This window comes from Nocardia sp. JCM 38205 (assembly GCF_058222935.1).
Genome location: NZ_JBYHFL010000002.1, coordinates 615,108 through 639,908 on the forward strand (window position 1 = coordinate 615,108; position 24,801 = coordinate 639,908).

A 24,801-nucleotide genomic window follows, 5' to 3' on the forward strand; every position below is an offset into this window, starting at 1 on the left:
TTTTTCGAATAATCAGATGTAATTAACTCGTGATAACGGTTCGTTATTGCTTCGTTATACGGCAGAGGTGTGTTCCGCTGTACTCGTCATGCCGATGACTGAAAGATCGACGCTCGGATCGACTGGACCGAACAGATCACCGTGACGTTTTTCGAATCAATTCGAAGGCCGTGGTGAACAACGCTCGTCCGCCATCGGCCTCGATGTGAGCATCGGAGGACCGCATCATGGCATCATCTGACGACGACGTTCGATATTCTCGCCGGTTGCGCCGGGTATTGCTGCTGGCACTCGGGTCGGCCGCGGCGGTGGCGCTGCTACCGGCCACCGGCTCGGCGACGGCGCAACCGCTGGTAGTTCCAGGAATCGGCACATTCGAAACTCCGTTGGACACCGTGCCGGACAGCTTCACGGCTCCGAAAATCGACAACATTCCGGCACATGAAATTCCCCAGGTGAAAATAGGTGAAATTCCGGCCATCGTGCCCGCGAGGGCCGAGCTCATGCCGGTGCGGGTCGAGCCGATCGACCTCACCATCCCACCGCTACCGTTCGCCCTACCGCAGCTCCCGGGCGTGCAGCCACCAGCACCCGCGTCCGTCCCCGAGCAGACCCGTGGCGAGGCCGCGATCGCCGCCGCCCGCAGCAAGCTCGGCGCGACCTACGTCCCCGGCGCGACCGGGCCCCATTCCTTCGACTGCTCCGGATTGGTGCAGTGGTCCTACCGCCATGCGGGCGTCGACCTACCGCGTACCAGCCATCAGCAGCTGGCCGCCGGAACTCCCGTCTCGCGCAACGATCTACGCCCCGGCGACCTGGTGTCGTTCTATGGTGGCGGGCACTCGGCGCTGTACTCCGGCGGCGGCAAGGTCATTCACGCCGCGACGTCCGGCGAAGGCGTCGTCGAATCCGATATGGCGGCAATGCCATTCGCCGGCGCCCGCCGATACTGACCGATCTCACTCCACGATCGGCAGCGGAACCGTATCCGTCGCTCCTGATTTCGGCAGCTCCGCGCGCGGAATAGGCATGGTAGGCGCGGGCGGGGCGTGCAAGGGAAGTGTCGGATCGGGGTCGGCGATCGGCCGCTGGACCGGCGGCAGCCGGTAGAAGGCGCGGGCGTTGTCTTCGAGCACTTTGTGCATATCGGTGCCGACCACGTCGCAGATCAGGTCGACATCCGAGTCTTCGAACGGCCTGCCCGCACGGGTGCCCGGAAGGTCGGTGCCGAACATCAGGGCTTCCGGGTTCACCGCGTGAATGCGGCGCAGCGCGGCGGCGACCTCCATGTCGACGCGGCCGAACCCGGTGGCCTTCACCCTGGCGCCGCGGTCGACCAGATCCAGCAGGAACGGCAGTCCTTCCTCGGACATGCCCATGTGGTCGACCGACAGGGCGGGCAGCTTCAACACCACCGGTTGCAGCGAGGCCAGCATCTGACCGTCGATATAGACCTCGACATGCCAGCCCGCGAGCTCGTAGGCGCGCACCGCCTGCAATGTCATGGCGGCGATGTCGGCGGCGGCACGCTTGAGGTTGAACCGCAGCGCCCGCACCCCGACCTTGTCCAGCTCGACGATCTCCTCGTCACCCGCGTCCAGCGGCAGCCGGGTGACGCCGACCCAGCCCTCGCCGAGTTCGGCCAGCGCCGCCCGCAGATAGCTCTGATCGCTGCCCTGGAAGGACGCGCTGACCACGGCCCCACCGGTGATGTCGAAGCGCGACATACGCTTTCGATAGTCATCGATGGTGTAGGGCTCCGGCAGGTAGCCCTCATTCTCGATCAGCGGAAACCGCGGATCGATGATGTGGACATGGGCATCGAACACGTGTACAGCATGCCTCAGCGTCGGATTTCGCGCCTCCCCGATCCCGGGGAGCGGTCAGACTTTGTGCGGCTCGCTGGCGCGCAGCATGTCCTCGCGTTCCACGACCTTGACGCGCTCGCGGCCTTCGGGTTCGCCGAGGGCCCGCTCGTGGGCGTCGAGGCGGTACCAGCCGTCCCAGGTGGTGAACGGGATGCCCTTGCCCTCGAGGAACTCGATCACCGCTTCGGGCTCGGGGCGTTCGGCGGGGGTGAAGTCCTTGCTGTCGTCGAGCAGGCAGGCCACGGTCTCGTTGGCGTCGCCCTTGGTGTGGCCGATGAGGCCGACCGGGCCGCGCTTGATCCAGCCGGTGACGTAGGTGGCGGGCATGTAGCGCGCCTTGCCGTCGGCGTCTTCGTCGGCCAGCACGCGGCCGGCCTCGTTGGGCACCACGCCGGCCTGATCGTCGAAGGGCAGGTTGGTGATGTTCTGCGACAGGTAGCCGACGGCGCGGTAGACCGCCTGCACATCCCAGGTCTTGTACTCGCCGGTGCCCTTGACGTTGCCGGTGCCGTCGAGCTGGGTGCGCTCGGTCTTGAGGCCGACGACCTTGCCGTTCTCGTCGCCGAGCACCTCGGCGGGCGACTCGAAGAAGTGCAGGTAGAGCCGGTGCGGGCGGTTGCCCTGATCGCGGATGGCCCACTGCTCGAGGGTGTTGGCGACCATGTCGACCTGCTTGGAGTGGCGGCGCGCGGCCTCGGAGCCCTCGTCGTAGTCGATGTCCTCGGGATCGACGATGACCTCGATGGTCGGCGAATGATCCAGTTCGCGCAGCTCCAGCGGGGTGAACTTGGCCTGCGCCGGGCCGCGACGCCCGAAGACGTGCACCTCGACGGCCTTGTTCTCCTTGAGGCCCTTGTAGACGTTCGGCGGGATCTCCGTGGGCAGCAGTTCGTCGCCGGTCTTGGCCAGCACGCGCGCGATGTCCAGCGCGACGTTGCCGACACCGAGGACGGCGACCTTCTCCGCATCCAGCGGCCAGGTGCGCGGCACATCCGGGTGGCCGTCGTACCAGGAGACGAAGTCGGCGGCGCCGTAGGAGCCGTCCAGGTCGATACCGGGGATCGGCAGGGCGCGGTCGGCGTTGGCGCCGGTGGAGAAGATCACCGCGTCGTAGTAGACCCGCAGGTCGTCGAGGGTGATGTCGGAGCCGTAATCGATATTGCCGAGCAGGCGAACCTGCGGCTTGTCGAGCACCTTGTGCAGGGCGGTGATGATGCCCTTGATGCGCGGGTGGTCGGGGGCGACGCCGTAGCGGATCAGGCCGAACGGCGCCGGCATGCGCTCATAGAGGTCGATGGACACATCCGCATCCGACTTCATCAACGCGTCGGCGGCGTAGATACCGGCCGGTCCGGCACCCACGATCGCGATGCGGAGCGGGCGTGCAGCTGCGGTCTGTTCGGTCATCGTTTACGCGCACCTTATTGGTCGAGACAGTTAATGGGCGTCGGTGTTTAGCTTAGGCTAACTTGACGCACGGCTGGATTTCACCTGCACGGCACCGGCCGCGATCCCGCCGATTCTATCGGGGGCCTCGCGAGTGGCCTCGGGGGACCAAGGGATCATCAGCTCATGAGCGATCAGCAGCCAGATCCGGGCGCGGCCCGGCGCGAACCGGGCGACGAGCCCGAATCCGGCGATTCGACCCGGTCGATGGCGCCGTTCATCATCGCCGCGGTGATCGCGGCGCTCGTGCTCGCCGTCATCGTCATCGCCGAGCTGGTCTCGCCGGTTGAGAAAAATGTCACAGAGGCCGACCGGGTAGCCGCCGCGGTGCGTGACTTCGGTGAGGTGAGTTCGCGCTACGGCCTGCTTCCGCCGGAGGAGGCGGTGTGCCCGGACTTCGATCCGAAGCGCTCGCCGATGGCGGGCAGGCTGGACGAAGGCGAGACCGGAAAAGCCGTAGAAATCACGAAACTCGAGGATCTGAAGGTCGAGGGCGACCGCGCGACCGCCACCGTCACCAGCAAGGTCGATGGCGCCGAGGCAGCCGGGAACTGGACCCTGAAACGGGTCGACAACACCTGGCTGGTCTGCCACTGAACCCCAGCGCAAGGCCCTGATCGGGGGTTTGACAGGGCAACCCCCGGCCAGGCAATCTCATTTCAGGTCATGAGTGCCAGCGTCAAGCCCCGGCTTGCTGGCCGGCAACCCTCCTCCGCGGTGGGGTGCTCCGGGTGACGACCTGGCGCGCATCGAAGCCAGATGCGGCAAGTGCGGATTCTCGAGGAAGGTGCCACACATGACTTATGCCGGCGACATCACTCCGAAACAGGCGTGGGAGATATTGCGCGACGATCCCCGGGCGGTTCTGGTGGACGTGCGGACCGAGGCCGAATGGAAATTCGTCGGCATCCCCGACACCAGCGCCATCGACCGGCAGACCGTGCTGATCGAATGGGTCGACGGCACCGGCGCGCGTAATCCCGAGTTCGCCCAGCAGCTGCGCACCATCCTCGACGGGCGTGACCCGGATGCCCCGGTGGTGTTCCTGTGTCGCTCCGGCCAGCGTTCGGCGCATGCCGCCAGCCTGGCGACCAGCGCGGGCATCGAGCCGTCGTACAACGTCAGCGAGGGGTTCGAGGGCCCGCTCGACGAGTTCGGTCACCGCGGTAGCGCCGGCTGGCGTGCCGACGGCCTGCCCTGGCGGCAGTCGTGATCACCGGCGGTGCGTTCGACCGGCCGCTGCCGGAGGGCGTCGGTCCGGCCACCCTCGGCGTGCGCGGCGGCCTGCGGCGCTCTGGGTTCGAGGAGACCTCCGAAGCGCTCTACCTGACCTCGGGCTTCGTCTACGAGAGTGCGGAGGCGGCCGAGGCGGCGTTCACCGGTGACGTCGAGCATTTCGTCTACTCCCGCTACGGCAATCCGACGGTCGCCACCTTCGAGGAGCGGATGCGGCTGATCGACGGCGCCGAAGCGTGCTTCGCCACCGCCAGCGGCATGGCAGCGGTCTTCACCGCGCTGGGCGCGCTGCTCGGTGCGGGTGACCGGCTGGTGGCCGCGCGCAGTCTGTTCGGTTCGTGTTTCGTGGTGTGCAACGAGATTCTGCCGCGCTGGGGCGTGGAGACGGTGTTCGTCGACGGCGAGGATCTCGACCAGTGGGAGCAGGCGCTGTCGGTGCCGACCACCGCGGTGTTCTTCGAGACCCCTGCCAACCCGATGCAGACCCTGGTCGACGTGCGCCGGGTGAGCGAGCTGGCCCATGCGGCGGGCGCGAAAGTGGTGCTGGACAACGTCTTCGCTACGCCCCTGCTGCAACGCGGCTTCGAGCTCGGTGCCGATGTGGTGGTGTATTCGGGCACCAAGCACATCGACGGGCAGGGCCGGGTGCTCGGCGGTGCGATCCTCGGTTCCGCGGATTACATCGGCGGGCCGGTCAAGAATCTGATGCGCCACACCGGCCCCGCGCTCAGCCCGTTCAACGCCTGGACGCTGCTCAAGGGCCTGGAGACGATGCCGCTGCGGGTGAAGCATTCGACCGAATCCGCCCTGCGGATCGCGCGGTTCCTGGAGGGCAACGACGCTGTCAGCTGGGTGAAATACCCGTTCCTGGAATCGCATCCGCAATACGACCTGGCCGCGAGTCAGATGAGCGGCGGCGGCACCGTTGTCACCTTCGAGTTGAAGGCGCCCGAGCACGAGGCGAAGAAGCGCGCCTTCGAGGTGCTGAACCGGCTGCGCATCGTCGACCTGTCCAACAACCTGGGTGATGCGAAGACCCTGATCACCCATCCGGCCACCACAACCCATCGCGCGATGGGGCCGGAGGGACGCGCCACCATCGGGCTCAGCGACGGTGTCGTGCGCATCTCGGTGGGGCTAGAGGATGTGGAGGATCTGCTCGGCGATCTGGAGCACGCGCTGAGCTGAGTTCGCTCGCCGCGGCGTCCGTACGCTGCGGAAAGGGCCGGTGCCCGGTGGTGCCGGCCCTTTTTCACATCCGAGGTATTGACAGCATCCTGTCAAACATGACAGCATACTGTCATGACCACGAAGACAGTGCACGTAGCCGTTTACGATCTGCTCGCCGACTGGGAAGTGGGTGCGGCGATCGCGCAGATCAACCACAACGTGGGTTTGCAGCGCGAACCCGGTAGCTTTCAGGTCCGCACTGTCGCGCCGATGGGCGAGACCGTGACCACCATGGGCGGGATGCGCATCGTGCCGGATCTGGCGCTGGCCGAACTCGACGCCGCCGACAGTGCGCTGCTGATCCTGCCGGGATCGGAACTGTGGGACCGCGGCGGACTCAGTGGTTTCGCCTACGCGGCGCGGAAGTTCCTCGAAGCGGGCGTTCCGGTCGCCGCCATCTGCGGTGCCACCTTCGGCCTCGCCAAAGAGGGCCTGCTCGATGAGCGCCGGCACACCAGCGGCGCCGCCGAATACCTCGCCGCGAGCGGATATGCCGGGGCGGCCAACTATGTCGACGCGCCCGCGGTCACCGATGGTGACCTGATCACCGCGGGCCCCTCCGCGCCATGGGAATTCGCCCGGGAGATCTTCGCCAGGCTCGACCTGTTCGAGCCGCAGGTGCTCGATGCCTGGTACCGGCTGTTCGCCAAGAGCGATGCGTCCGCGTACCCCGTGCTGGCCGAGTGGGAGGCCAAGGCGGCGGCCTCGTGAGTGTCGATTCCGGCCGGTCTGTCGCCGCCCATGCCGAGCAGGATCTGTTCAGTACCGCGGCGATCACCACATTCCGCTTGAACGGCCAATTCCTCGCCATCGCCGAGGAATTGGCCGCCCCGGCCGGGATGACGGCGGCCTGGTGGCAGGTGCTCGGCGCCGTGCTGCGCGGGCCGCAGTCGGTCGCCGGCATCGCCCGCGCCATGGGCATCACCCGCCAGAGCGTGCAGCGCATCGCGGACCTGCTGGTCGACAAGGGGCTGGCCGAGTACCGCCCCAATCCGGCGCACCGGCGCGCCAAGCTGGTGGCGGTCACCGAATCCGGCCGCGCGGCGATCGCCCTGATCCGTCCGCACCATGCGGTGATGGCCCAGCGGTTGGCCGACGAACTCGGCCCCGATTTCGCGCCGACCGTTGCCGCGTTGGTGCGCCTCAGTGCGGCGCTCGACGTCATCGGCACACCGCGCGAATAGGCGGGCAGTCGGTCGCGGACCCGGCGTGTCCGGGGACCTGCTCGGGCTCCATCGACGACGGCCGCGGCGAGACGGCCTGCGGGGTAACCCCTGCACCTGTCGTGGGTCGCAGGATGAAACGGCTGCTCGCCGGGGCTGAAACGTGTTCTAATTTCGCTATGGCGGTCGACGGCAGATGCGATCCAGCGTTTCGCGCGGTACGCGAGGTGTTCGAGGCCAACCTGGCCGACGGCCGGGATACGGGGGCGGCCGTGGCCGTCTTCGTCGGCGGTGAGCCGGTCGTCGATCTCTGGGGCGGGGTGGCGGACGTGAAGACGGGGCGGGCCTGGGATCGGGATACGCCATGCGTGTCGTTCTCGTGCACGAAGGCCGTCACCGCGGCGGCGGCATTGATGGTCGCCGAGCGGGAAGGCATCGACCCCACCGCGCCGGTCGCCCGCTGGTGGCCGGAGTACGCGAGGCTCGGCAAGGAGAACACCACCACCGAAGACCTGCTGACCCACCGCGCCGGACTACCCGCGTTCACGCAGCCGCTGACTCCCGCCGATGCCGCCGACGCCGCGGCGATGGCCGCGCGCCTGGCCGCGCAGGAGCCGATATGGACACCGGGGACACGGCACGGCTATCACGCGCTGACCTTCGGCTGGCTGGTCGGCGAATTGGTGCGACGGCGCACCGGCGACACGGTCGGCGAGTTCGTGCGGGCGCATATCGGTAGCGAGTTGTGGATAGGTGCCCCGGCCGAGGTAGCTGCTCGCGCGGCCCGCGTCGGCTTCCCGCCGGAATCCCAGACGCAGTGGACAGCACAAGAACTCGCGATCGGCGACGATACGGTGCAGAACCTGGCCGCCGCCTACCGCGACCCCGGTTCGCTGCTCATGCGGGCCTCCACGAATCCGGCCGGCTCCTACAACGATCCCGCTGTGCTGGGTGGCGGCTGGCCCGGCGCCGGGATGGTCACCACCCCGCGCGCGCTTGCCACCTTCTATCGCGATCTGCTGCGTGGCCGGCTGCTCGCCCCGGACACAGTGCGCGAGGCCATCCGTGAACGGGTGCGCGGAGCCGATGAGGTGTTGCTGCTGGACAGCGCTTTCGGGCTCGGTTTCATGCGGCCATCGCCCAGCTTCCGGCTGCCGCCCGCGGCCCGCGCGAGCGCCTTCGGCCATCCGGGCGCGGGAGGTTCGATCGGCCTGGGCGACCCGGACCACGATGTCGCGTTCGCCTTCATCCCGAATCTGCGCCGCGACGGGCTCGCGGGCGATCGCCGCGCCTACGACCTCGTCGAGGCGGTGTACGCGGCGCTGTAGGCCGCCGAGGTCAGCGCGGCGCGGTGAAATCGATCTGGCGGTGGGCGTTGGCGAGTGCGGTGACGACGCAGGTGCCGATCGGGCCGGTGCGGTCGTAGAGGGTGGCCGAGCCGACCGAAATGCCCGCCGAGGCAATGGTGTTGTCGGCGCGCAGCCCGAGTTCGTGACCGATCGGCAGCCGCGCGAGGGTGAGCGTCATATCGGCGTTGATGTAGCCCTGGCCGTCCGAACCCCAATGGCACACATGGTTGGTGGAGTCGCCGAGGAACGCCGCGCGCTGGAATGGCGTGATCTCCTCGCCGGCGACCAGCGGCGGCAGGCTGTGCCAGGAGATCTTGCGGTCGGCGTTCTGGTTCGCGGCGATGTCATGGGTCCACTCCTGGTCGCCGCTCTTGAACAGGCCGCGCTCACCCTCGGGGGAGAGGCGCCGCTCCGGCACCGGCAGCTCGAGCTCCGGGCTCCACACCTGGCCCGGCGGCTCCGAACCGGTGGTCAGGAACACCGCGGTCGCGCGGGCCCGTACCTCGTCGTTCTGCACGATTTCGGCATCGGCCACGAGGATCCGCTTACCCTCGCGCACCACTTCGCTGCGCACCGCGAGCGGCTCGTTCAGCACCGGCCGGAACAGATCGGCCGTCAGCCGGGCCGGAACAAACCCCGCCGGGCAATGCCGTTCGAGCTGCCTGGCCAGCGCCGCGCAGACGCCGGTGCCGCCGATCTGATTCGACGACCAGCGGCTGACCGCGAACCGTTCCGGGACGAGCAGGTCCCCGTCGGTGGTGAAGAAACTGACCATCCCGTCGGCACCCTTCGCGCGATCGTTCGTTCTGCGAAAGGTAACACGTGCCGCTTTCCGCGGGCCCGCCGCTCAGCCGGCGAACGGCGTCTCGGTGCGGCCGATGAGATCGGCGACCGAATCCACCACGAGGGTGGGGCGGTACGGGTACTGCTCGACCGAAGCGCGGCTGGAGATGCCGGAGGTCACCAGGACGGTGCGCATGCCCGCCTCCATCCCGGAGATGACGTCGGTGTCCATGCGGTCGCCGATCATGACGCTGGTCCGCGAATGCGCGCCGATGCGGCGCAGCGCCGAGCGCATCATCAGCGGGTTGGGTTTGCCGACGTAGTACGGGTCCCGGCCGGTCGCGCGGGTGATCAGGGCGGCGACCGATCCGGTCGCGGGCAGCACGCCGTCGCGGGAGGGGCCGGTGGCGTCGGGGTTGGTGGCGATGAACCGGGCGCCGCGCTCGACCAGCCGGATCGCGGTGGTGATCGCCTCGAACGAGTAGGTGCGGGTCTCGCCGAGCACCACATAGTCCGGGTCGCTGTCGGTGAGCACGTAGCCGATCTCGTGCAATGCCGTGGTGAGCCCGGATTCGCCGACCACATAGGCGGTGCCCTCGGGGCGTTGATCGTTGAGGAAGGTGGCGGTGGCCAGCGCGGAGGTCCAGATCGCCGACTCCGGAATGTCGAGCCCGCTGTGGCGCAGCCTGGCCTGGAGATCGCGCGGCGTGCGGATGGAGTTGTTGGTGAGAACCAGGAACGGGATCTCTTTGTCGCGCAGTTCGGCGAGGAACTCGTCGGCGCCGGGGATCAGATGATCCTCGTGCACGAGCACACCGTCCATATCGGTCAGGTAGGAAAGGATCCGATCGTCTGCAGAGGTCACCCGGCCAATTGTCCGCTATCGGCCGCGCCGCGGCCCGCATTGCGTGACACATCACCCCTATGCGCGCCCGGCCAGTGCGTCCGAGCGGCGATTCTCCCGGCGGGGGTTCAGCAGCCGGGCAGCGCTGGTTATGGTCGAGGGCGGGTCGCGCTCAGTGCGGCGCGGCAGCGATATCGGGCGCGGCACCGGGAACAATCCCCGGCGGCCCTCGGCTGTATCGGGCGATCGCGGAAGCGGTGCAATGGTGTGCGGTTACCCCGCACGAAGCGACAGGAGTGGCGCAGGTGGCGGATCTCAAACTCGGGTACAAGGCGTCGGCCGAACAGTTCGGGCCGAGGGAGCTGGTGGAGCTGGCGGTGCTGGCCGAGGAACACGGCCTCGACAGCGCGACGGTCAGCGACCACTTCCAGCCGTGGCGGCACAAGGGCGGGCACGCGCCGTTCTCGCTGGCCTGGATGGCCGCGGCCGGTGAACGCACCGAGCGCATCCTGCTCGGCACCTCCGTGCTCACCCCGACCTACCGCTACAACCCGGCGGTGATCGCGCAGGCCTTCGCCACCATGGGGTGTCTGTATCCGAACCGGGTGATGCTCGGCGTCGGCACCGGTGAGGCGCTCAACGAGATCGCCACCGGCTACACCGGCGAATGGCCGGAATTCAAGGAGCGTTTCGCACGGCTGCGCGAGTCGGTGGAGCTCATGCGCGCGCTGTGGACCGGCGAGCGCACCGATTTCGACGGGCAGTACTACCGCACCGTCGGCGCCTCGATCTATGACGTGCCCAAGGGCGGTATCCCCGTCTACATCGCCGCCGGTGGCCCGCTGGTCGCCAGGTACGCCGGCCGCGCCGGTGACGGTTTCATCTGCACCTCCGGCAAGGGCATGGACCTCTACACCGAGAAGCTGATGCCCGCCGTCGCCGAGGGCGCGGCCAAGGCCGGCCGCGAGGTCGCCGATATCGACCGGATGATCGAGATCAAGATCTCCTACGACACCGATCCGGAACTGGCGCTGGAGAACACCCGGTTCTGGGCGCCGCTGTCGCTGACCGCCGAGCAGAAGCACTCCATCACCGACCCGATCGAGATGGAGGCCGCCGCCGACGCCCTGCCGATCGAGCAGATCGCCAAGCGCTGGATCGTCGCCAGCGATCCCGACGACGCCGTCGCCCAGATCAAGCCGTACCTGGACGCGGGCCTCAACCACCTGGTCTTCCATGCCCCCGGGCACGACCAGCGCCGGTTCCTGGATCTGTTCCAGCGCGATCTGGCGCCGCGGTTGCGGGCGCTGGGTTAGTCGGCTGCCGGGCCCGGCTCGTACGGTGGGCCGGGCCATGATCTCCGGTTACCGCCGCGAGAGGTCGTCGGCGCCGGTGTCGACCGAGCACGCCGATGGCACGCGGATCCGGATGCCGGCGTAGGCGATCGGCTGGTCGCCGCCCGTGCCGGATGACCATGCGCTCGACGGGCATCGCCCGGACAGGCGCGAATCAGGCGCGGGTGAGCGCGAAGATGCGCAGATCGCGGGTGGTGCGTTCGCGGTACGCGGCGTATGCCGGGGTGACTTCCACGAATCGCTCGTAGATGGCGTCTTTGGCATCGTCCGGCACCGGCGTCGCGGTGACCGGGATCGTTTCACCCGCGATGACGACCGTCGCCGCCGGATTCGCCAGCAGGTTCGCCGTCCACGCGGGGTGGTGGGCCTGGCCGAAGTTGCTGCCGACCACGTAGAGCGTGTCGCCGTCGTGCACGTACAGCAGCGGCTGGGTGCGCGGCTGCCCGGATTTGCGTCCGGTGCTGGTGAGCAGGATGACCGGCGCGCCGATCGGCCCGAGCAGGGTGCGCTTGCCGTTGGTACGGCGCAGCACCGCGCGGTCGGCGGGGGTCAGCGTGCGGATCAACCACGATCCGGGCTTGCTCGCGGCGATCGGATGCGCCAGCCGCGAGAGCAGACTGTCGCGGGAACCCCATTGCGTATTCGGAAACGGCTCGGCCATTCCGGGGACTATATCGGCGGGGCGAACGTCACCCGGTCCGATTGCCGCCGGTTCACTAAGCTCTGCGATATGGCCGACCTAGCTCTGTCCACCGTGTACATCGCGTCACCCGAAGGCGACACCGGCAAGAGCACGGTGGCGCTCGGCGTCTTGCAGATGCTGTGCGCGACCACCGCGCGGGTCGGGGTGTTCCGGCCGATCACCCGCTCCACCGACGAGCCCGACTACATCCTGGAGTTGCTGCTCGAGCACAGCACGGCCGATATCGAGTACGCGCAGGCCATCGGCGTCACCTATGAGCAGGTGCACGCCGATCCGGACGCCGCGATCAGCGAGATCGTGATGCGCTTCCACGAGGTCGCCAGGTCCTGTGACGCGGTGGTGGTGGTCGGCAGCGATTACACCGACGTGGCCAGCCCGAGCGAGCTGCGCTACAACGCCAGGATCGCGGTGAATCTCGGTGCCCCGGTGCTGCTGGTGGTACGTGGTTCCGAGCGCACTCCCGACGAGGTGAAGCAGCTGGCCGAGCTGTGTTCGTCGGAGCTGTCGGCCGAGCACGCGCAACTGGTCGCGATCATCGCCAATCGCTGCGCTCCCGATCAGCTGGAACAGGTGTGCGCGGAGCTGTCCGGTTTCGAGGTGCCGTCGTGGACGCTGCCGGAAGTGCCGCTGCTGATCGCGCCGACCATGGCCGAACTGTGCGCCGCGATCGACGGCGAGATGTACAGCGGCGACCCGGAGCTGCTGCATCGCGAGGCCATGAAGATCATGGTCGGCGGGATGACGGCCGAGCACATTCTGGAACGGCTGGAAGACGGGGAAGTCGTCATCGCACCGGGCGACCGGTCCGACGTGCTGCTCAGCGTGGTGAACGCGCATGAGGCCGAAGGCTTTCCGTCGCTGTCGGGCATCATCATGAACGGCGGCCTGCTGCCGCATCCGGCCATCGCCCGCCTGATGACGGGTCTGAAGCCGAAGCTGCCGATCCTCACCACGAACCTCGGCACCTACGACACCGCTGGCGCCGCGCACCGCACCCGCGGCCGCATGTCGGCCGACAATCCGCGCAAGGTCGATACCGCGCTGGCGCTGATGGAACAGCACGTCGACGCCGGCGAATTCCTGCGCAGGCTGGAGGTGCCACGCTCGACGGTGGTCACCCCGCAGATGTTCGAATACCAGCTCATCGAGCGGGCGCGGGCCGACCGTAAACGCATCGTGCTGCCCGAAGGCGACGACGACCGGATCCTGCGCGCGGCCGGCCGGGTGCTCCAGCGCAAGATCGCCGACCTGATCATCCTCGGCGACGAGACCGCGATCCGGGCCCGCGCCGCCGAACTCGGCGTCGACATCGCCGACGCCGAGGTGCTCGATCCGCGCACTTCCGAACACCTCGAAGAGTTCGCCCGGGAGTACACCGAACTGCGCAAACACAAGGGCATGACGCTGGAGCGGGCCCGCGAAACCGTCACCGACATCTCCTATTTCGGCACCATGATGGTGCACAAGGGCATTGCCGACGGCATGGTGTCCGGTGCCGCGCACACCACCGCGCACACCATCCGGCCGTCGTTCGAGATCATCAAGACGGTGCCCGGCGTGTCCACGGTGTCGAGCGTGTTCCTGATGTGCCTGGCCGACCGGGTGCTCGCCTACGGCGACTGTGCCGTGGTGCCCGACCCGACCTCGGAGCAGCTGGCCGATATCGCGATCTCCTCGGCCGCGACCGCCGAGCGCTTCGGGATCGATCCGCGGGTGGCGATGCTGTCGTACTCCACCGGTGAATCCGGTAGCGGCGCCGATGTGGACAAGGTGCGGGTGGCCACCAAACTGGTCCGTGAGCGCGCGCCCCAGCTCCTGGTGGAGGGCCCGATCCAGTACGACGCCGCGATCGAGCCGACGGTGGCCGACGCCAAACTGCCCGATTCCGAAGTCGCCGGGCGGGCAACGGTGTTCATCTTCCCCGACCTCAACACCGGTAACAACACCTACAAGGCGGTGCAGCGCAGCGCGGGTGCGATCGCGATCGGTCCGGTGCTGCAAGGTCTGCGCAAGCCGGTCAACGATCTGTCTCGCGGTGCGCTGGTCACCGATATCGTCAATACCGTCGCCATTACCGCGATCCAGGCGCAGGGCGAATGAGCCCGGCTGTCCGGCCGGTCACAGCGCGGAACAAGCGGGTCGGGGGGGCGGGTTACCGGTGGTGTGGCGGTGCGGTGCTCGCGCCGGCGGAGGAGGCGTGATGGGTAACGAACGGGTGCTGGTCATCAACTCCGGCTCGTCATCGATCAAATATCAGCTGCTGGAACCCGAATCCGGGATCGTCGCCGCGTCCGGCCTGGTGGAGCGCATCGGTGAGGACGACGGCCGGGTCGAACACACCGTGGACGGGCAGACGGTCGAGCGGCGCGGACCGATCGCCGATCACACCGCGGGGCTGCGGCTGGCGTTCCGGATGTTCGCCGAGTCCGGGCACGACCTGTCCGGCGAGGGGGTGGCCGCGGTCGGGCACCGGGTGGTGCACGGCGGCGAGGTGTTCTACCGGCCGACCCTGCTCGACGATCGCGCCATCGCCACCATCTCCGAACTGTCCGCGCTCGCACCGCTGCACAATCCGGCCAATGTCATGGGTATCGAAGCCGTGCGAGAACTGCTGCCCGATACCCCGCAGGTGGCGGTGTTCGATACCGCGTTCTTCCATGATCTGCCCGACGCCGCGAAAACCTACGCGATCGACGCGAAAGTCGCGCAGGCGCACGGTATTCGCCGTTACGGGTTTCACGGAACCTCGCACGAGTACGTATCGCGGCGGGCGGCCGAAGTGCTCGGGCGGGCGCCGGAAGAGGTCTCGCAGATCGTCTTCCACCTCGGCAACGGCGCCTCGGCGTCGGCGATCCGGGGCGGCAGGGCGGTCGATACCACCATGGGCCTGACCCCGCTCGAAGGCCTGGTCATGGGCACGCGTTCCGGCGACCTCGATCCCGGCATCATCGCGCATCTGATGCGCACCGCGAACATGGATATCGACCGGGTCGACCAACTGCTCAACCGGAATTCGGGACTCAAGGGACTGTCCGGCGTCAACGATTTCCGTGAACTGCGCAGGCTCATCGATGGCGGTGATCAGGCCGCGCGGCTGGCCTACGACGTCTACATCCACCGGCTGCGCCGCTATCTCGGTGCCTACCTGATCGAGCTCGGCGGGGTGGACGCGATCACCTTCACCGCGGGGGTCGGGGAGAACAGCCCCGATGTCCGCGCGGACGCCCTGGCCGGGCTCGAGCGATTCGGCATCGCGGTCGATCCGGAGCGCAACACGGCGAAAGACCGTTCGGCGCGGATCATTTCGCCTCCGGACGCGGAGGTGGCCGTGCTCGTCGTGCCGACGAACGAGGAACTCGCCATCGCGCGGGCGGCGCAGACGGTCGTGGCAGAGCACGGATAGGCGTCGGTGTCCTCCGGTCCCCGTTACGGATCGGAGCGTCCGGCGCGCTCAGAACCAGGTCTGTGCCCGGATGGCGTTGGCGAGATCGACCAGTGCGTAGCGATGGGTGCGATTGGGGGAGATGCGGGCAAGGGTGCGCAGGCCGGATTCGGTGCCGTCGCGCAGATCGCGTTCGGTGAACGGCTCGCCCAGCAGCGTCGCGTCCGGGCGTTTGGGGGTGTGGCCGGCCTGTAACCAGGCCAGGGCGGTGCCGAGCACCAGCAAGCGCAATTGCACCGCGCGATGCTCGTTCGACGGCAAGGCCTGCACTCGAGCGGCCGCGAATTGCACGGTGGTCTCATCGAGTTCGGCGGGCGCAGCCGCGGTGAGCAGGAGCAGGACCGCCGTCATCCGCGCGGTGGTGAAGTAACGGGAGGTGGCTGGGACCTCGTCGAGGGCATGGACGGCGTCGTCGACCCGGCCGGCCGCGATCAGCTGCCTGGACAGACCGAACGCCGCGCTCACCACCCCGTGATCGGTGCGCCAGACGGTCGCGTAGAACTTCTCCGCGTACGCGCGCCACTGCTCGGGATCGGGCGAATCCCAGTGTTGCAGTACCAGTTCCGCGGTAGCGCCGAGCGCCAGCTTGGGTGCGATCTCACCGGGCAGCACGCTCAGCACCGCGTCGAAGCGGGCGAAGGCCTTCTCGAAATCGAGTTCGACCAGCTCGGCCAGGCCGGTGTACCAATCGACCCGCCAATCCCGTTCGGCGGCCGGGATACCGGCGAGGACATGGGTGAGGGCCGCCGGTTCCCCGCGATCCAGATGTACCCGTGCCTCGGCCAGCCGCAGCTCCGTCTCGAGATTCGGCGGTGCGTTGTCCGGGTCGGCGGCGGCGCGTTCGCGTGCGTCGTCCAGGGCCTCGAGCGCATGCTCGGGGTCGGGGTGCACGGCGGCCGACAGCAGTGGTGCGGACGGATCAGCCGGGTCGACGACCGGCACCGGAAGGGCGAGGGCCACCTCACGCGCGGACAACTTGCTGCTGCGCGGAACGCCATCGGCATAGGCGTCGGTCTGTCCCAGCAGTTCCTCGGTGCCGAACCCGGCCCGCTGTGGACTGAACACTGTGGACAGCTGTGGATGTTCGACGCCGGTCTCCATCGCGAGGATCTCGCGCAGCACGCCGGCCAACTGCGCGGACATGGCGCGGGCGGAGGGGAAGCGGCGCGCCGGATCCGGGTCGGTGGCGCACAGCAGCAGCCGGTAGAAGAACTCGTGCCGAGCCAGCACGGGATGGTCGGCCGGATCGGGGATGCCGTCGAGGTAGCGGCCGTGTTCCATCGGCATATCGACCGTCAGTACCGCGAGCGTGCGGCCGACGGTGTAGATGTCGGTGGCAACGGTCGGCCCGGTCTTGGCGATCTCCGGCGCCTGGAAACCCCTGGTGCCGTAGAGATTTCCGTAGGCCTCGATGGTGGCGACGGCGCCGAGGTCGATGATCTTGACCTGGTCCTCGGTCACCATGACGTTGTCGGGCTTGAGGTCGTTGTAGGTGAGGCCGATCGAATGCAGATGGTCCAGCGCGGGCAGCACCTCGAGCACATAGGCGATGGCCTCGGCGATCGGCATCCGCTCGGGTCGCGGATAACTGTCGAGAATGTCGCGCAGCGATCGCCCGCCCACGTACTCCATGACGATGTAGCCCACCGTGGTGCCGTCCGAACCGGTGTGCTCCACGAAATTGTGGATCTTGACGATGCTCGGATGCGCGACCTCGGCCAGGAACTGCCGCTCCGCCATCGCGACGGCCTGTGCCTCGGCGTCCTTGGTGTGCAGCAGTCCCTTGAGCACCACCCACCGATCACTGACATTTCGGTCGATCGCCAGATAGATCCAGCCGAGCCCACCGTGCGCCAGGCAGCCCTGGATCTCGTACTGACCCGACACCATGTCGCCGGGATGCAGGGAGGGGCGGAAATCGAATGGCGCGCCGCAATTGTCACAGGTGCCGACGGTGGTGCCGGGATGCGTCGGCGTGGTGCGGCCGACCGGGGAACCGCACCGCCAGCAGAACCGTTTCCCCTCCGCCACCACCGGATTCGCGAGCACCGCCGAGCGCGGGTCGGCAGGCTCCACCGTCGGAATCTCCACCAGCCCGGCACCCAGTTTGCGCACCGCAGGACGCGAGAGCGCCGTGCGCACACTGCGACCAGAGGTGCGCATGGTTGCGGCCGAATCACTCGCTGATGTGGGGACTCGGCCAGGAGTTGCTCGAGTGCCGGGGAACGCCTGGGTGCCGGGGCCGAGCTGCGTGCCGGGAAAATCCTGTGGCCCTGGGAATGCCTGGGTGCCGGGGGATGCCTGTGGCCCCGGGGACGCTTGGGTGCCGGGTGCCGGTGGGGTGCCGGTGTCGGTGTGGATGTTGCGGGGATCTGGGGCGCCGGGAGTGAGTTGGGCGCCGGGGGAGGCGGGTGGCCCTGGGAATGCTTGGGTGCCGGGGGATGCCTGTGGCCCCGGGGACGCTTGGGTGCCGGGGGACGGTGGGGTGCCGGCGTCGGTGTGGATGTTGCGGGGATCTGGGGCGCCGGGAGTGAGTTGGGTGCCGGGGGAGGCGGGTGGCCCTGGGAACGCTTGGGTGCCGGGGGACGGTGGTGCGTCCGCTTCGGTGTGGGGGCCGGACACCGCCGGTGTGCTGGGTAATGCCGGGGGTCGGTTCTCGGTGGCGCCGGGCTCGGCTGGGGTGGCCCGGGTGCTCGGGGGTTGGTGCGCAGCCGATTCGGCTGCTCCGGGCAGGTCTGCGGCGGCTGCGGCGACCGGAGCATGCTCGGGCGTGACCATCGTTGTCGGTGCGGGAACCGCGATCGGGGCCGGTGTCTCCGGCGGCGGGACGGTATCGGATGGCCTCGGGGTCGCACCGGTGTCGGCTTTGGCGTGCCTGCCTCGGGTTCCGGCCGGACGTTCGGAGGGCCGGGTGGGTTCGGCGTCCGCCGGATCGGCCCCGGCGGGCACGGCCGCACCGGGATCCGCGGCAGCACTCGGTCCCGCGGCATCGCCGGATGCCGCGGGTTCGTGTGGGCCTGCGCCGGTGTCGTGCATGGTCAGTCCTGATAGACCGGTTCGGGCGGGCGGGGGGTTTCGCCGAGGACCGAGAGCCAACGGTCGTAGATGCGGGTCCAGGTGCCGTCCGCGCGGATACGGGCGAGGGTCTTGTTGACGAACCGCACCAGATCGTCGTTGCCCTTGGAGATGCCGATGCCGTACGGCTCATCGCTGATACTCGGCCCGACGATATGGGTGTAGGGATCCTGTGCGGCCAGGCCGGCCAGGATCGAGTCATCGGTGCTGACGGCGTCGACCTGGCGCTGTTGCAGCACCACCAGGCAGTCGGCCCAGGTGGGCACGGTCAGGATGGTGGCCTTGGGCTCGTAGCGCCGGATGTGATCCACCGAGGTGGTGCCTGCCACCACACAGACCCGCCTACCGGCCAGGTCGGCGAGGCTTTCGATGCCGGAGCCCTTCACGGCGAGCACCCGCTGATGCGCGAGCAAATAGACCGTGGAGAACGAAACCCGTTGCCGCCGATCACAGGTCACGGTCATGGTCTTGACCACCAGATCGACCGAATGCTCTTGCAGCGCCTTCTCCCGATCGGCCGACGACAAGCTGCGGTATTCGATCAGATCCGGGCTGCCGAGCAGATCACGGGCGACCTCCCTGGCGATATCGGCGTCGAAGCCGACGATGGCGCCGCTGATCGGATCGCGGAAGCTGAACAGATTGGAACCCGCGTCCAAGCCGACCACCAGCCGTCCACGGGCGCGGATGGCGTCGAGAGTCGGCCCGTCGGCGGCATTGTCGGGCCGCAGGCTCGCAGTCGGATCGCCGCAATCGGGTTCGGGTTCGGGTGAGACGTTCGCGTCGGTCGCGATGGTGGCCGCCTGCGCGGGCAGCGGCGGCTCGGTGAAATCGATACCGTCGATGCCGGTGCGGGTGACCGGCTCGGCCGTACAGCCGCCGATCAGTGCGACCGCGGCGAAGACGAGCGCGGTACGAACGGTTTTCATCGATACTCCCGCAGTCGGGGCCAGACACCGAGGGCGACGCAGGCCGCGCCGAGGATGCCGAGGATCAGCGCGCCCGGGGCGAGGAAATCCAGCACCCGCGCGCTCTGTGAGATGTCGTCGCGCAGGTTGTCCCTGGTATCGGCGATTCCGGCGGCCAGTGCCTGATCGAGGGCGTCCACCTGGGCGGCGGAATCGCCGGCGCCGGGGCCGGTCGCCACCGCCGCGGCGGCGACGAAATCGCCACGGTCGAGGGCCTCGTTCATCCGTTGGTGCGCGGCATGCCAACGGTCGAGTGCCGCACGAGCGTCCGCGGCGCCGGGGGCGTCGTCGGCGAGTAGTTCGGTGAGCCTGGTGCGGTTGGCGTCGTAGGTGAGGTCGTAATCGCCGGTGGCGTCGCGGCGCACCAACTTCAGGGTTTCCGCCGACCTGGCCTGCTGGGCCAGGATGCGGCTCTCGGTCAGGCGGTCGGCCGCTCGGGCAGCGTCATCGCGGCCGCGGATCATCGCGGTGGCCGAGATGGATCCCGCCACCACCGTCCAGATCAGCAACAGCAGCACCGCGCCCGCGGCGAGCAGCAGCCCCGGATTGAACGTGCGGTGCCAGCGCCGCGCGAAATCGACTTGGGCCCAGACCAATCCGGCCAGGGCGAGGACCAGCAGCGCGATCGCGATCCACGGCGGCCGGACATGACGACGTTGGGCGTCGTCGACCGCGTCGGAGCGGTGCTGCTGGAGTTCACCCGCCATCGGCAGCAGCGTGGTCTGCATCTGGTTCGACGCTTCGCTCAGGTAGGCCGCACCCACCGGGTAACCGCTGCGGTTGTTGGCCCGTGCCGTCTCGATCAACCCGGTGTACACCGGGAGCCCGGTCGCGATGCCGGTGCGCAACCGCTGGTCGGGGCCTTCGCCGGACAGTGCGGCGAGTTCGGCCGCCGATTCGCCGACCGCCTGGCTGTAGCGGTCGCGCACGTGCTGTGGTTCCAGTCCACCGGAGATGAACGCGGTCGCCGCGGCGGCGTCGGCCACCGAGAGCGAGGTGTAGATCCGGTGTGCGGAATGCGCATCGGGTTCGGTTTCGACCAGGAGTACGTCGAGCCCGTTCTGGCGTTCGTTGACCGTCGCCGCCGTCGTCGCACCGGCGGCCAGGCACACCACGGCCAATAGTAGGCCCACCCCGATCAACCGGCCCGGCGTGGACCGGGCGAAGGACCGTAGATTGGCCGGGTCGAGCTGCTCACGCATCGCCCGCACATGCGGACGCACCGGGAGCCGTCGCCCACTCCCGTTCGGCGGCTCGGAATCGGTCGCCGGCTCCAGTACCGCCGCCGCCCGATCCGCTGCCAACCGCGTCATGTCCACCTCCCCGCTCAGGGGCGCCTGTTTGCGCTGTTTCGGAGCCTATTCTGTCCGGCCCCGTCCCGTGCGCCGACAACTCATCCGGCCTCGGTGACCGGTCGTCGGCGTCGTCAACCGGCCAAGGTTAGTGCCATGAGGCCGATGTGTGTGGCGTGTCGCCGTTCCCGGCCGGGTTCGCCGGGTGTCGCGCGGAGGCCGCCCACACGAGGCGGCGCGTGCGGCACTATAGGGAGTGCCAGGTGACGAGGATGGTGCGAAATGCGTGGTGACGGCGACGGCTGGTCGCGCGGACCGGATGGGGTCCGCCACTGGGGAAAGTTCGGGGCTGCCGGCCTACTGCTGCGGGCGCCGCTGGAGGGCGGCGGCTCGGCGGTCCTGTTGCAGCATCGTGCCCCGTGGAGCCACCAGGGCGGCACATGGGCGCTGCCCGGCGGGGCACGCGACAGCCATGAGACACCCATGCACGCCGCGGTCCGCGAGGCATGGGAGGAAGCCGGAATCGCCTCGACCGACGTGCGGGTGCGCGCCGAACGGGTGACGGCTTGCGCGCCGAGTGGCTGGACCTATACGACCGTCGTCGCCGACGCGGCGCACACCTTGGCGACCAGTGCGAACCGGGAGAGCGTCGAGCTGGCCTGGGTACCGGAAGACGAAGTGGACGCCCGCCCCCTGCACCCGGGTTTCGCGCTGGCCTGGCCCGAACTGCGCGCCGTGCCCGCGCGCGTCGATCTGGCGGGCATCGCCCAGGCTCCGGCCCTGGCCGCGGCCCTCCCACGCACCGTCGACCTCGCCGAGCAGGGCTTCATCTGGCTGCACGCGGTGGCCGACGGGCCGGGCGATTTCGCGACGATCGTCGAGGGGCTCGCGGAGCTGACCGCGAAGGACATCGCAGCGCACCAGGTCGAGACGTCGACCACGCTGGCGTTGACCACGGGCCAGATCCTGTCCTGATCGGCGATCGGCCTGCCACGTGCCGGGCGCGGGCCCCACGCGCTGCCGCTGTCGCGGTCAAACGTTCGCGAGCAACGCCGCTTTCAACTCCCGCGCCGCGGCTTCCGGGTCACGAGCCTCGGTGATCGCCCGCACCACCACGACCCGGTCGGCCCCGGCGGCCAGCACTTCCGCCAGGTTCTGCGTATCGATACCGCCGATGGCGAACCAGGGACGGGTCGGATGCGCTTCAGCGGTCGAGCGGACCAGGTCGATCCCGGCGGCCTGCCGGTTCGGTTTGGTGGGCGTGGCCCAGACCGGCCCGGTGCAGAAGTAATCGATGTGCTCGTCGATGGCGGCGAGCCCGGCCTGGGCGCGATTGTGCGTGGAGCGGCCGATCACCACGTCGGGGCCGAGGATGCGCCGGGCGTACCACGGCGGCAGATCGCCCTGACCGAGATGCAGCACGTCCGCGCCGGCGGCCAGCGCCAGATCGGCCCGGTCGTTCACCGCGACGAGCGCACCGTGCCTGCGGGCGGCGGCCTTCAATTCGGCGAGGGCGCCGAGTTCGGCCTTGGCCTCGAGCGGGCCGAACTTCTGCTCGCCCGGTGACCCCTTGTCGCGTAGCTGGATGATGTCGACCCCGCCCGCGAGCGCGGCCTCGGCGAACTTGGCCAGATCGCCCTTTTCCCTGCGGGCGTCGGTGCACAGATACAACCGCGCGGTAGCCAGGCGCTCCCGTGGCGGCAGCGGTCGGTTCGGGTGGGAGGGTTGCACGCCTTCGACCGTAGCCGCGCTACCGTGGGTATGCGAACACGAGGAGGAACCGATGCCCACTCTGGCCGTCGTCGGTGGCGGCGCCATCGGGCTCGCCGCGGCATGGCGGGCCGGCGAGGCCGGGTGGACGGTCACCCTGTTCGATCCGGCCGTCGCCTCCGGCGCCTCCTGGGTAGCCGGCGGAATGCTGGCGCCGCTGTCGGAGGGCTGGCCCGGTGAGGACGCCGTCCTCGCCTTCGGCGCCGCCGCCCTCGCGCACTGGCCCGCCTTCGCGGCGCGGCTCGAAGCCACCACCGGCACCGACGTGTACGTCGCCGAACAGACCCTGACGGTGGCGCTGGACGCCGCCGATGCCGCTGACCTGCACACCATCGCCGATTGGGTCGGCGGCCACGGCCACGATCTGCGCATCCTCGACCGCGCGGGGGTGCGCGAACTCGAGCCGGGACTGGCCCGCACCGTCCGGGCAGGCATGCTCGCCACCGCCGAACCCGCCATCGACAACCGGCTGTTGCTCGGTGCGCTACGGGTGGCCGTCGACGCCGTCGGGGTCGAGGTGCGGGCCGAAGCCGTCGACGACATCGATGCCCTGCCGCACGATCAGATCGTGCTGGCCGCAGGCGCCGCCTCGGCTCGGCTGTGCCCGATGCTGCCCGTTCGTCCGGTCAAGGGCGAGATCCTGCGGCTGCGGCATCGGCCGGGTGCACAGCCCGTTCCGAACCGGGTGATCCGGGCCCGGGTGCACGGCAGGCCGGTGTATCTGGTGCCGCGCGAAGACGGAATCGTGGTCGGCGCAACGCAATACGAGGCGGGCTTCGATCGGGCCGTCACCGTCGGCGGCGTCCGCGACCTGATCGCCGACGCCGAAGCCATCCTGCCCGGTATCGGCGAATACGAACTGGTCGAGGCGAATGCGGGTTCGCGCCCGGGCACACCGGACAATCTGCCGCTGATCGGCAGGCTCACCGACCGGATCATCGCCGCCACCGGCCACGGCCGCAACGGCATGCTCACCACCGCCATCACCGCCGACGCGGTGCTCGCCGAGCTGGCGGGCGCCCCGCTGCCCGAGGTGGCTTCCGCTGATCCGCAACGCTTCTCGGCGCCGTCCGCGCCGGCTGTCCCATCCGCAGGAGGAGTTCGATGACCGCGATATCTGTGCCCATCGGTGTCACCGTGAACGGCCGGGACCACGAGTTCGCCGAACCGCTCACCGTGCGTGAACTGCTCACTCGGCTCGATCTGCCCTGTCAGGGTGTGGCGCTGGCCGTCGACGGTGCGGTGTTCCCGAAATCGCGCTGGGACGAGCCGGTCGGCCGCGGCTGGCAGATCGACGTGCTGACGGCGGTTCAAGGTGGCTGACCTGGCCGCCGATACCCCGCTCGAGATCGCGGGCAGGCAGTTCGGCTCCCGGCTCATCATGGGCACCGGCGGCGCCGAGAGCCTGGCCGTGCTGGAGGAGGCCCTGGTGGCTTCCGGTACCGAGCTGACCACCGTCGCCATGCGCCGGGTCGACGCGGCGGGCGGCACCGGCGTGCTCGATCTGTTGAAGCGCCTCGATATCGCCCCGCTGCCGAACACCGCGGGCTGCCGCACGGCCGCCGAGGCGGTGCTCACCGCGCAGTTGGCCCGCGAGGCGCTCGACACCAACTGGGTCAAGCTCGAGGTCGTCGCCGATGAGCGCACCCTGCTGCCCGATCCGATCGAACTGCTCGACGCCGCGGAAAAGCTGGTCGACGCCGGTTTCGTGGTGCTGCCCTACACCAATGACGATCCGATCCTGGCTCGCAGGCTCGAAGAGGCGGGCTGTGCGGCGGTGATGCCGCTCGGCGCTCCCATCGGCACCGGCCTCGGCATCGGCAATCCGCACAATATCGAGATGATCGTGGCCGAGGCGGGTGTCCCGGTGATCCTGGACGCCGGGATCGGTACCGCGAGCGATGCCGCGCTGGCCATGGAACTCGGCTGCTCGGCCGTGCTGCTGGCCACGGCCGTCACCCGCGCCAGGCAACCGGCTCTCATGGCCGCCGCCATGGCCGACGCTGTGCGCGCGGGACGGCTGGCCCGCGAGGCGGGTCGCATCCCGAAGCGGTTCTGGGCGCAGGCGTCCTCGCCCGCGCTCGGCTGATCGTTTCGCCCGGCTGACGCGACGGCAGACCGATTCGCCGCCATGCACAGCCCCGCCGTTCGTCTGTCATCGCCGGAGAGTCGGCGGTGACCGGTCGCCGGCGGTGTGCCGCCCTCGGCGACGGTCAGCGGTCCCTCGGGGTCGACCCGGGGTACCACCGAGGGACGGATCATCCTCGAGGATGACCG

The 24,801-nt window shown here is 69.1% G+C and carries 24 protein-coding genes and 1 riboswitch; of the genes, 14 read left to right on the plus strand and 10 right to left on the minus strand.

Annotation, left to right across the window (positions count from 1 at the left end):
* Positions 1–136: 136 nt before the first annotated feature.
* Entirely contained in the window at positions 137–412 is a 276-nt protein-coding gene (locus AC4HOU_RS09590) for a hypothetical protein (protein ID WP_256673559.1), read from the minus strand.
* Between the two features lie 43 nt (positions 413–455).
* Between AC4HOU_RS09590 and AC4HOU_RS09595 the strand changes: the two genes are divergently transcribed.
* Positions 456–953 (plus strand): C40 family peptidase, encoded by a 498-nt coding sequence (locus AC4HOU_RS09595; protein ID WP_490724393.1) that lies wholly within the window; start codon positions 456–458, stop codon positions 951–953.
* A gap of 6 nt (positions 954–959) precedes the next feature.
* Here AC4HOU_RS09595 and AC4HOU_RS09600 read toward each other — a convergent pair whose 3' ends face one another.
* Entirely contained in the window at positions 960–1,829 is an 870-nt protein-coding gene (locus tag AC4HOU_RS09600; protein WP_490724394.1) for an amidohydrolase family protein, read from the minus strand.
* A gap of 54 nt (positions 1,830–1,883) precedes the next feature.
* Complete coding sequence (locus AC4HOU_RS09605; protein ID WP_163817503.1) at positions 1,884–3,275, minus strand: FAD-dependent oxidoreductase; 1,392 nt, start codon at positions 3,273–3,275, stop codon at positions 1,884–1,886.
* A gap of 165 nt (positions 3,276–3,440) precedes the next feature.
* Here AC4HOU_RS09605 and AC4HOU_RS09610 point away from each other — a divergent pair, with 165 nt between their 5' ends.
* From AC4HOU_RS09610 to AC4HOU_RS09635, 6 genes are all read left to right on the plus strand, one after another.
* Positions 3,441–3,911 carry an Rv0361 family membrane protein gene (locus tag AC4HOU_RS09610; RefSeq protein WP_163817505.1) on the plus strand — a complete coding sequence of 157 codons (471 nt, stop codon included), beginning with the start codon at positions 3,441–3,443 and terminating at the stop codon, positions 3,909–3,911.
* A gap of 65 nt (positions 3,912–3,976) precedes the next feature.
* A riboswitch (SAM riboswitch) is annotated at positions 3,977–4,091 on the plus strand.
* A gap of 19 nt (positions 4,092–4,110) precedes the next feature.
* Entirely contained in the window at positions 4,111–4,527 is a 417-nt protein-coding gene (locus AC4HOU_RS09615; protein ID WP_163817507.1) for a rhodanese-like domain-containing protein, read from the plus strand.
* Entirely contained in the window at positions 4,524–5,738 is a 1,215-nt protein-coding gene (locus tag AC4HOU_RS09620) for an O-succinylhomoserine sulfhydrylase (protein WP_195006845.1), read from the plus strand. Before AC4HOU_RS09615 ends, AC4HOU_RS09620 begins: the two co-directional genes overlap by 4 nt.
* Positions 5,739–5,852: 114 nt before the next feature.
* Positions 5,853–6,491, plus strand: a complete 639-nt coding sequence (locus AC4HOU_RS09625; RefSeq protein WP_195020198.1) for a DJ-1/PfpI family protein — start codon at positions 5,853–5,855, stop codon at positions 6,489–6,491.
* Positions 6,488–6,964 (plus strand): MarR family winged helix-turn-helix transcriptional regulator, encoded by a 477-nt coding sequence (locus AC4HOU_RS09630; protein WP_163817513.1) that lies wholly within the window; start codon positions 6,488–6,490, stop codon positions 6,962–6,964. Before AC4HOU_RS09625 ends, AC4HOU_RS09630 begins: the two co-directional genes overlap by 4 nt.
* Before the next feature lie 158 nt (positions 6,965–7,122).
* Positions 7,123–8,271: a serine hydrolase domain-containing protein gene (locus AC4HOU_RS09635; RefSeq protein WP_195020197.1), complete on the plus strand. Its 1,149-nt coding sequence runs from the start codon at positions 7,123–7,125 to the stop codon at positions 8,269–8,271.
* A gap of 10 nt (positions 8,272–8,281) precedes the next feature.
* Here AC4HOU_RS09635 and AC4HOU_RS09640 read toward each other — a convergent pair whose 3' ends face one another.
* Positions 8,282–9,067 carry a thioesterase family protein gene (locus AC4HOU_RS09640; RefSeq protein WP_195020196.1) on the minus strand — a complete coding sequence of 262 codons (786 nt, stop codon included), beginning with the start codon at positions 9,065–9,067 and terminating at the stop codon, positions 8,282–8,284.
* A gap of 72 nt (positions 9,068–9,139) precedes the next feature.
* Positions 9,140–9,898, minus strand: coding sequence for an HAD-IIA family hydrolase (locus AC4HOU_RS09645; protein WP_228815787.1), 759 nt, complete (start codon positions 9,896–9,898; stop codon positions 9,140–9,142).
* 326 nt (positions 9,899–10,224) lie between these two features.
* Here AC4HOU_RS09645 and fgd point away from each other — a divergent pair, with 326 nt between their 5' ends.
* The gene (gene fgd / locus AC4HOU_RS09650) at positions 10,225–11,235 is read left to right on the plus strand and encodes a glucose-6-phosphate dehydrogenase (coenzyme-F420) (protein WP_163817528.1); all 1,011 of its coding nucleotides are present in this window, start codon (positions 10,225–10,227) and stop codon (positions 11,233–11,235) included.
* 193 nt (positions 11,236–11,428) lie between these two features.
* Here fgd and AC4HOU_RS09655 read toward each other — a convergent pair whose 3' ends face one another.
* Entirely contained in the window at positions 11,429–11,935 is a 507-nt protein-coding gene (locus tag AC4HOU_RS09655) for a nitroreductase/quinone reductase family protein (RefSeq protein WP_163817522.1), read from the minus strand.
* Between the two features lie 69 nt (positions 11,936–12,004).
* On the opposite strand from AC4HOU_RS09655, the gene pta reads away from it, so the two are divergent.
* Both pta and AC4HOU_RS09665 read left to right on the plus strand, forming a co-directional pair.
* Positions 12,005–14,077 carry a phosphate acetyltransferase gene (gene pta, locus AC4HOU_RS09660; RefSeq protein ID WP_195020194.1) on the plus strand — a complete coding sequence of 691 codons (2,073 nt, stop codon included), beginning with the start codon at positions 12,005–12,007 and terminating at the stop codon, positions 14,075–14,077.
* 100 nt (positions 14,078–14,177) lie between these two features.
* Entirely contained in the window at positions 14,178–15,380 is a 1,203-nt protein-coding gene (locus tag AC4HOU_RS09665) for an acetate kinase (RefSeq protein ID WP_194990388.1), read from the plus strand.
* A gap of 48 nt (positions 15,381–15,428) precedes the next feature.
* Here the strand turns inward: AC4HOU_RS09665 and AC4HOU_RS09670 are convergent, their stop codons facing one another.
* The 3 genes from AC4HOU_RS09670 to AC4HOU_RS09680 form a co-directional block, all read right to left on the minus strand.
* Positions 15,429–17,582 (minus strand): serine/threonine-protein kinase, encoded by a 2,154-nt coding sequence (locus tag AC4HOU_RS09670; RefSeq protein ID WP_228815176.1) that lies wholly within the window; start codon positions 17,580–17,582, stop codon positions 15,429–15,431.
* An 875-nt stretch (positions 17,583–18,457) separates the two neighbouring features.
* On the minus strand, positions 18,458–19,423 hold the full coding sequence (locus AC4HOU_RS09675) for a glutamate ABC transporter substrate-binding protein (protein WP_194990387.1): 966 nt from the start codon (positions 19,421–19,423) through the stop codon (positions 18,458–18,460).
* Positions 19,420–20,775, minus strand: coding sequence for a GlnX family signal transduction membrane protein (locus tag AC4HOU_RS09680; protein ID WP_163817350.1), 1,356 nt, complete (start codon positions 20,773–20,775; stop codon positions 19,420–19,422). Before AC4HOU_RS09680 ends, AC4HOU_RS09675 begins: the two co-directional genes overlap by 4 nt.
* Before the next feature lie 261 nt (positions 20,776–21,036).
* Between AC4HOU_RS09680 and AC4HOU_RS09685 the strand changes: the two genes are divergently transcribed.
* Positions 21,037–21,729: an NUDIX hydrolase gene (locus AC4HOU_RS09685; protein ID WP_195006843.1), complete on the plus strand. Its 693-nt coding sequence runs from the start codon at positions 21,037–21,039 to the stop codon at positions 21,727–21,729.
* Positions 21,730–21,786: 57 nt separating this feature from the next.
* On the opposite strand, the gene thiE is transcribed toward AC4HOU_RS09685, so the two are convergent.
* On the minus strand, positions 21,787–22,485 hold the full coding sequence (gene thiE / locus AC4HOU_RS09690; RefSeq protein WP_163817355.1) for a thiamine phosphate synthase: 699 nt from the start codon (positions 22,483–22,485) through the stop codon (positions 21,787–21,789).
* A 52-nt stretch (positions 22,486–22,537) separates the two neighbouring features.
* Between thiE and thiO the strand changes: the two genes are divergently transcribed.
* Genes thiO through AC4HOU_RS09705 form a run of 3 tightly spaced genes read left to right on the plus strand, consistent with a single transcriptional unit; the run spans position 22,538 to position 24,613 of the window.
* Positions 22,538–23,632, plus strand: coding sequence for a glycine oxidase ThiO (gene thiO / locus AC4HOU_RS09695; protein WP_195020193.1), 1,095 nt, complete (start codon positions 22,538–22,540; stop codon positions 23,630–23,632).
* Complete coding sequence (thiS, locus tag AC4HOU_RS09700) at positions 23,629–23,847, plus strand: sulfur carrier protein ThiS (protein WP_163817359.1); 219 nt, start codon at positions 23,629–23,631, stop codon at positions 23,845–23,847. The genes thiO and thiS overlap by 4 nt, the downstream gene beginning before the upstream one ends.
* Positions 23,840–24,613 (plus strand): thiazole synthase, encoded by a 774-nt coding sequence (locus AC4HOU_RS09705; RefSeq protein ID WP_195020192.1) that lies wholly within the window; start codon positions 23,840–23,842, stop codon positions 24,611–24,613. The genes thiS and AC4HOU_RS09705 overlap by 8 nt, the downstream gene beginning before the upstream one ends.
* Positions 24,614–24,801 lie beyond the last annotated feature (188 nt).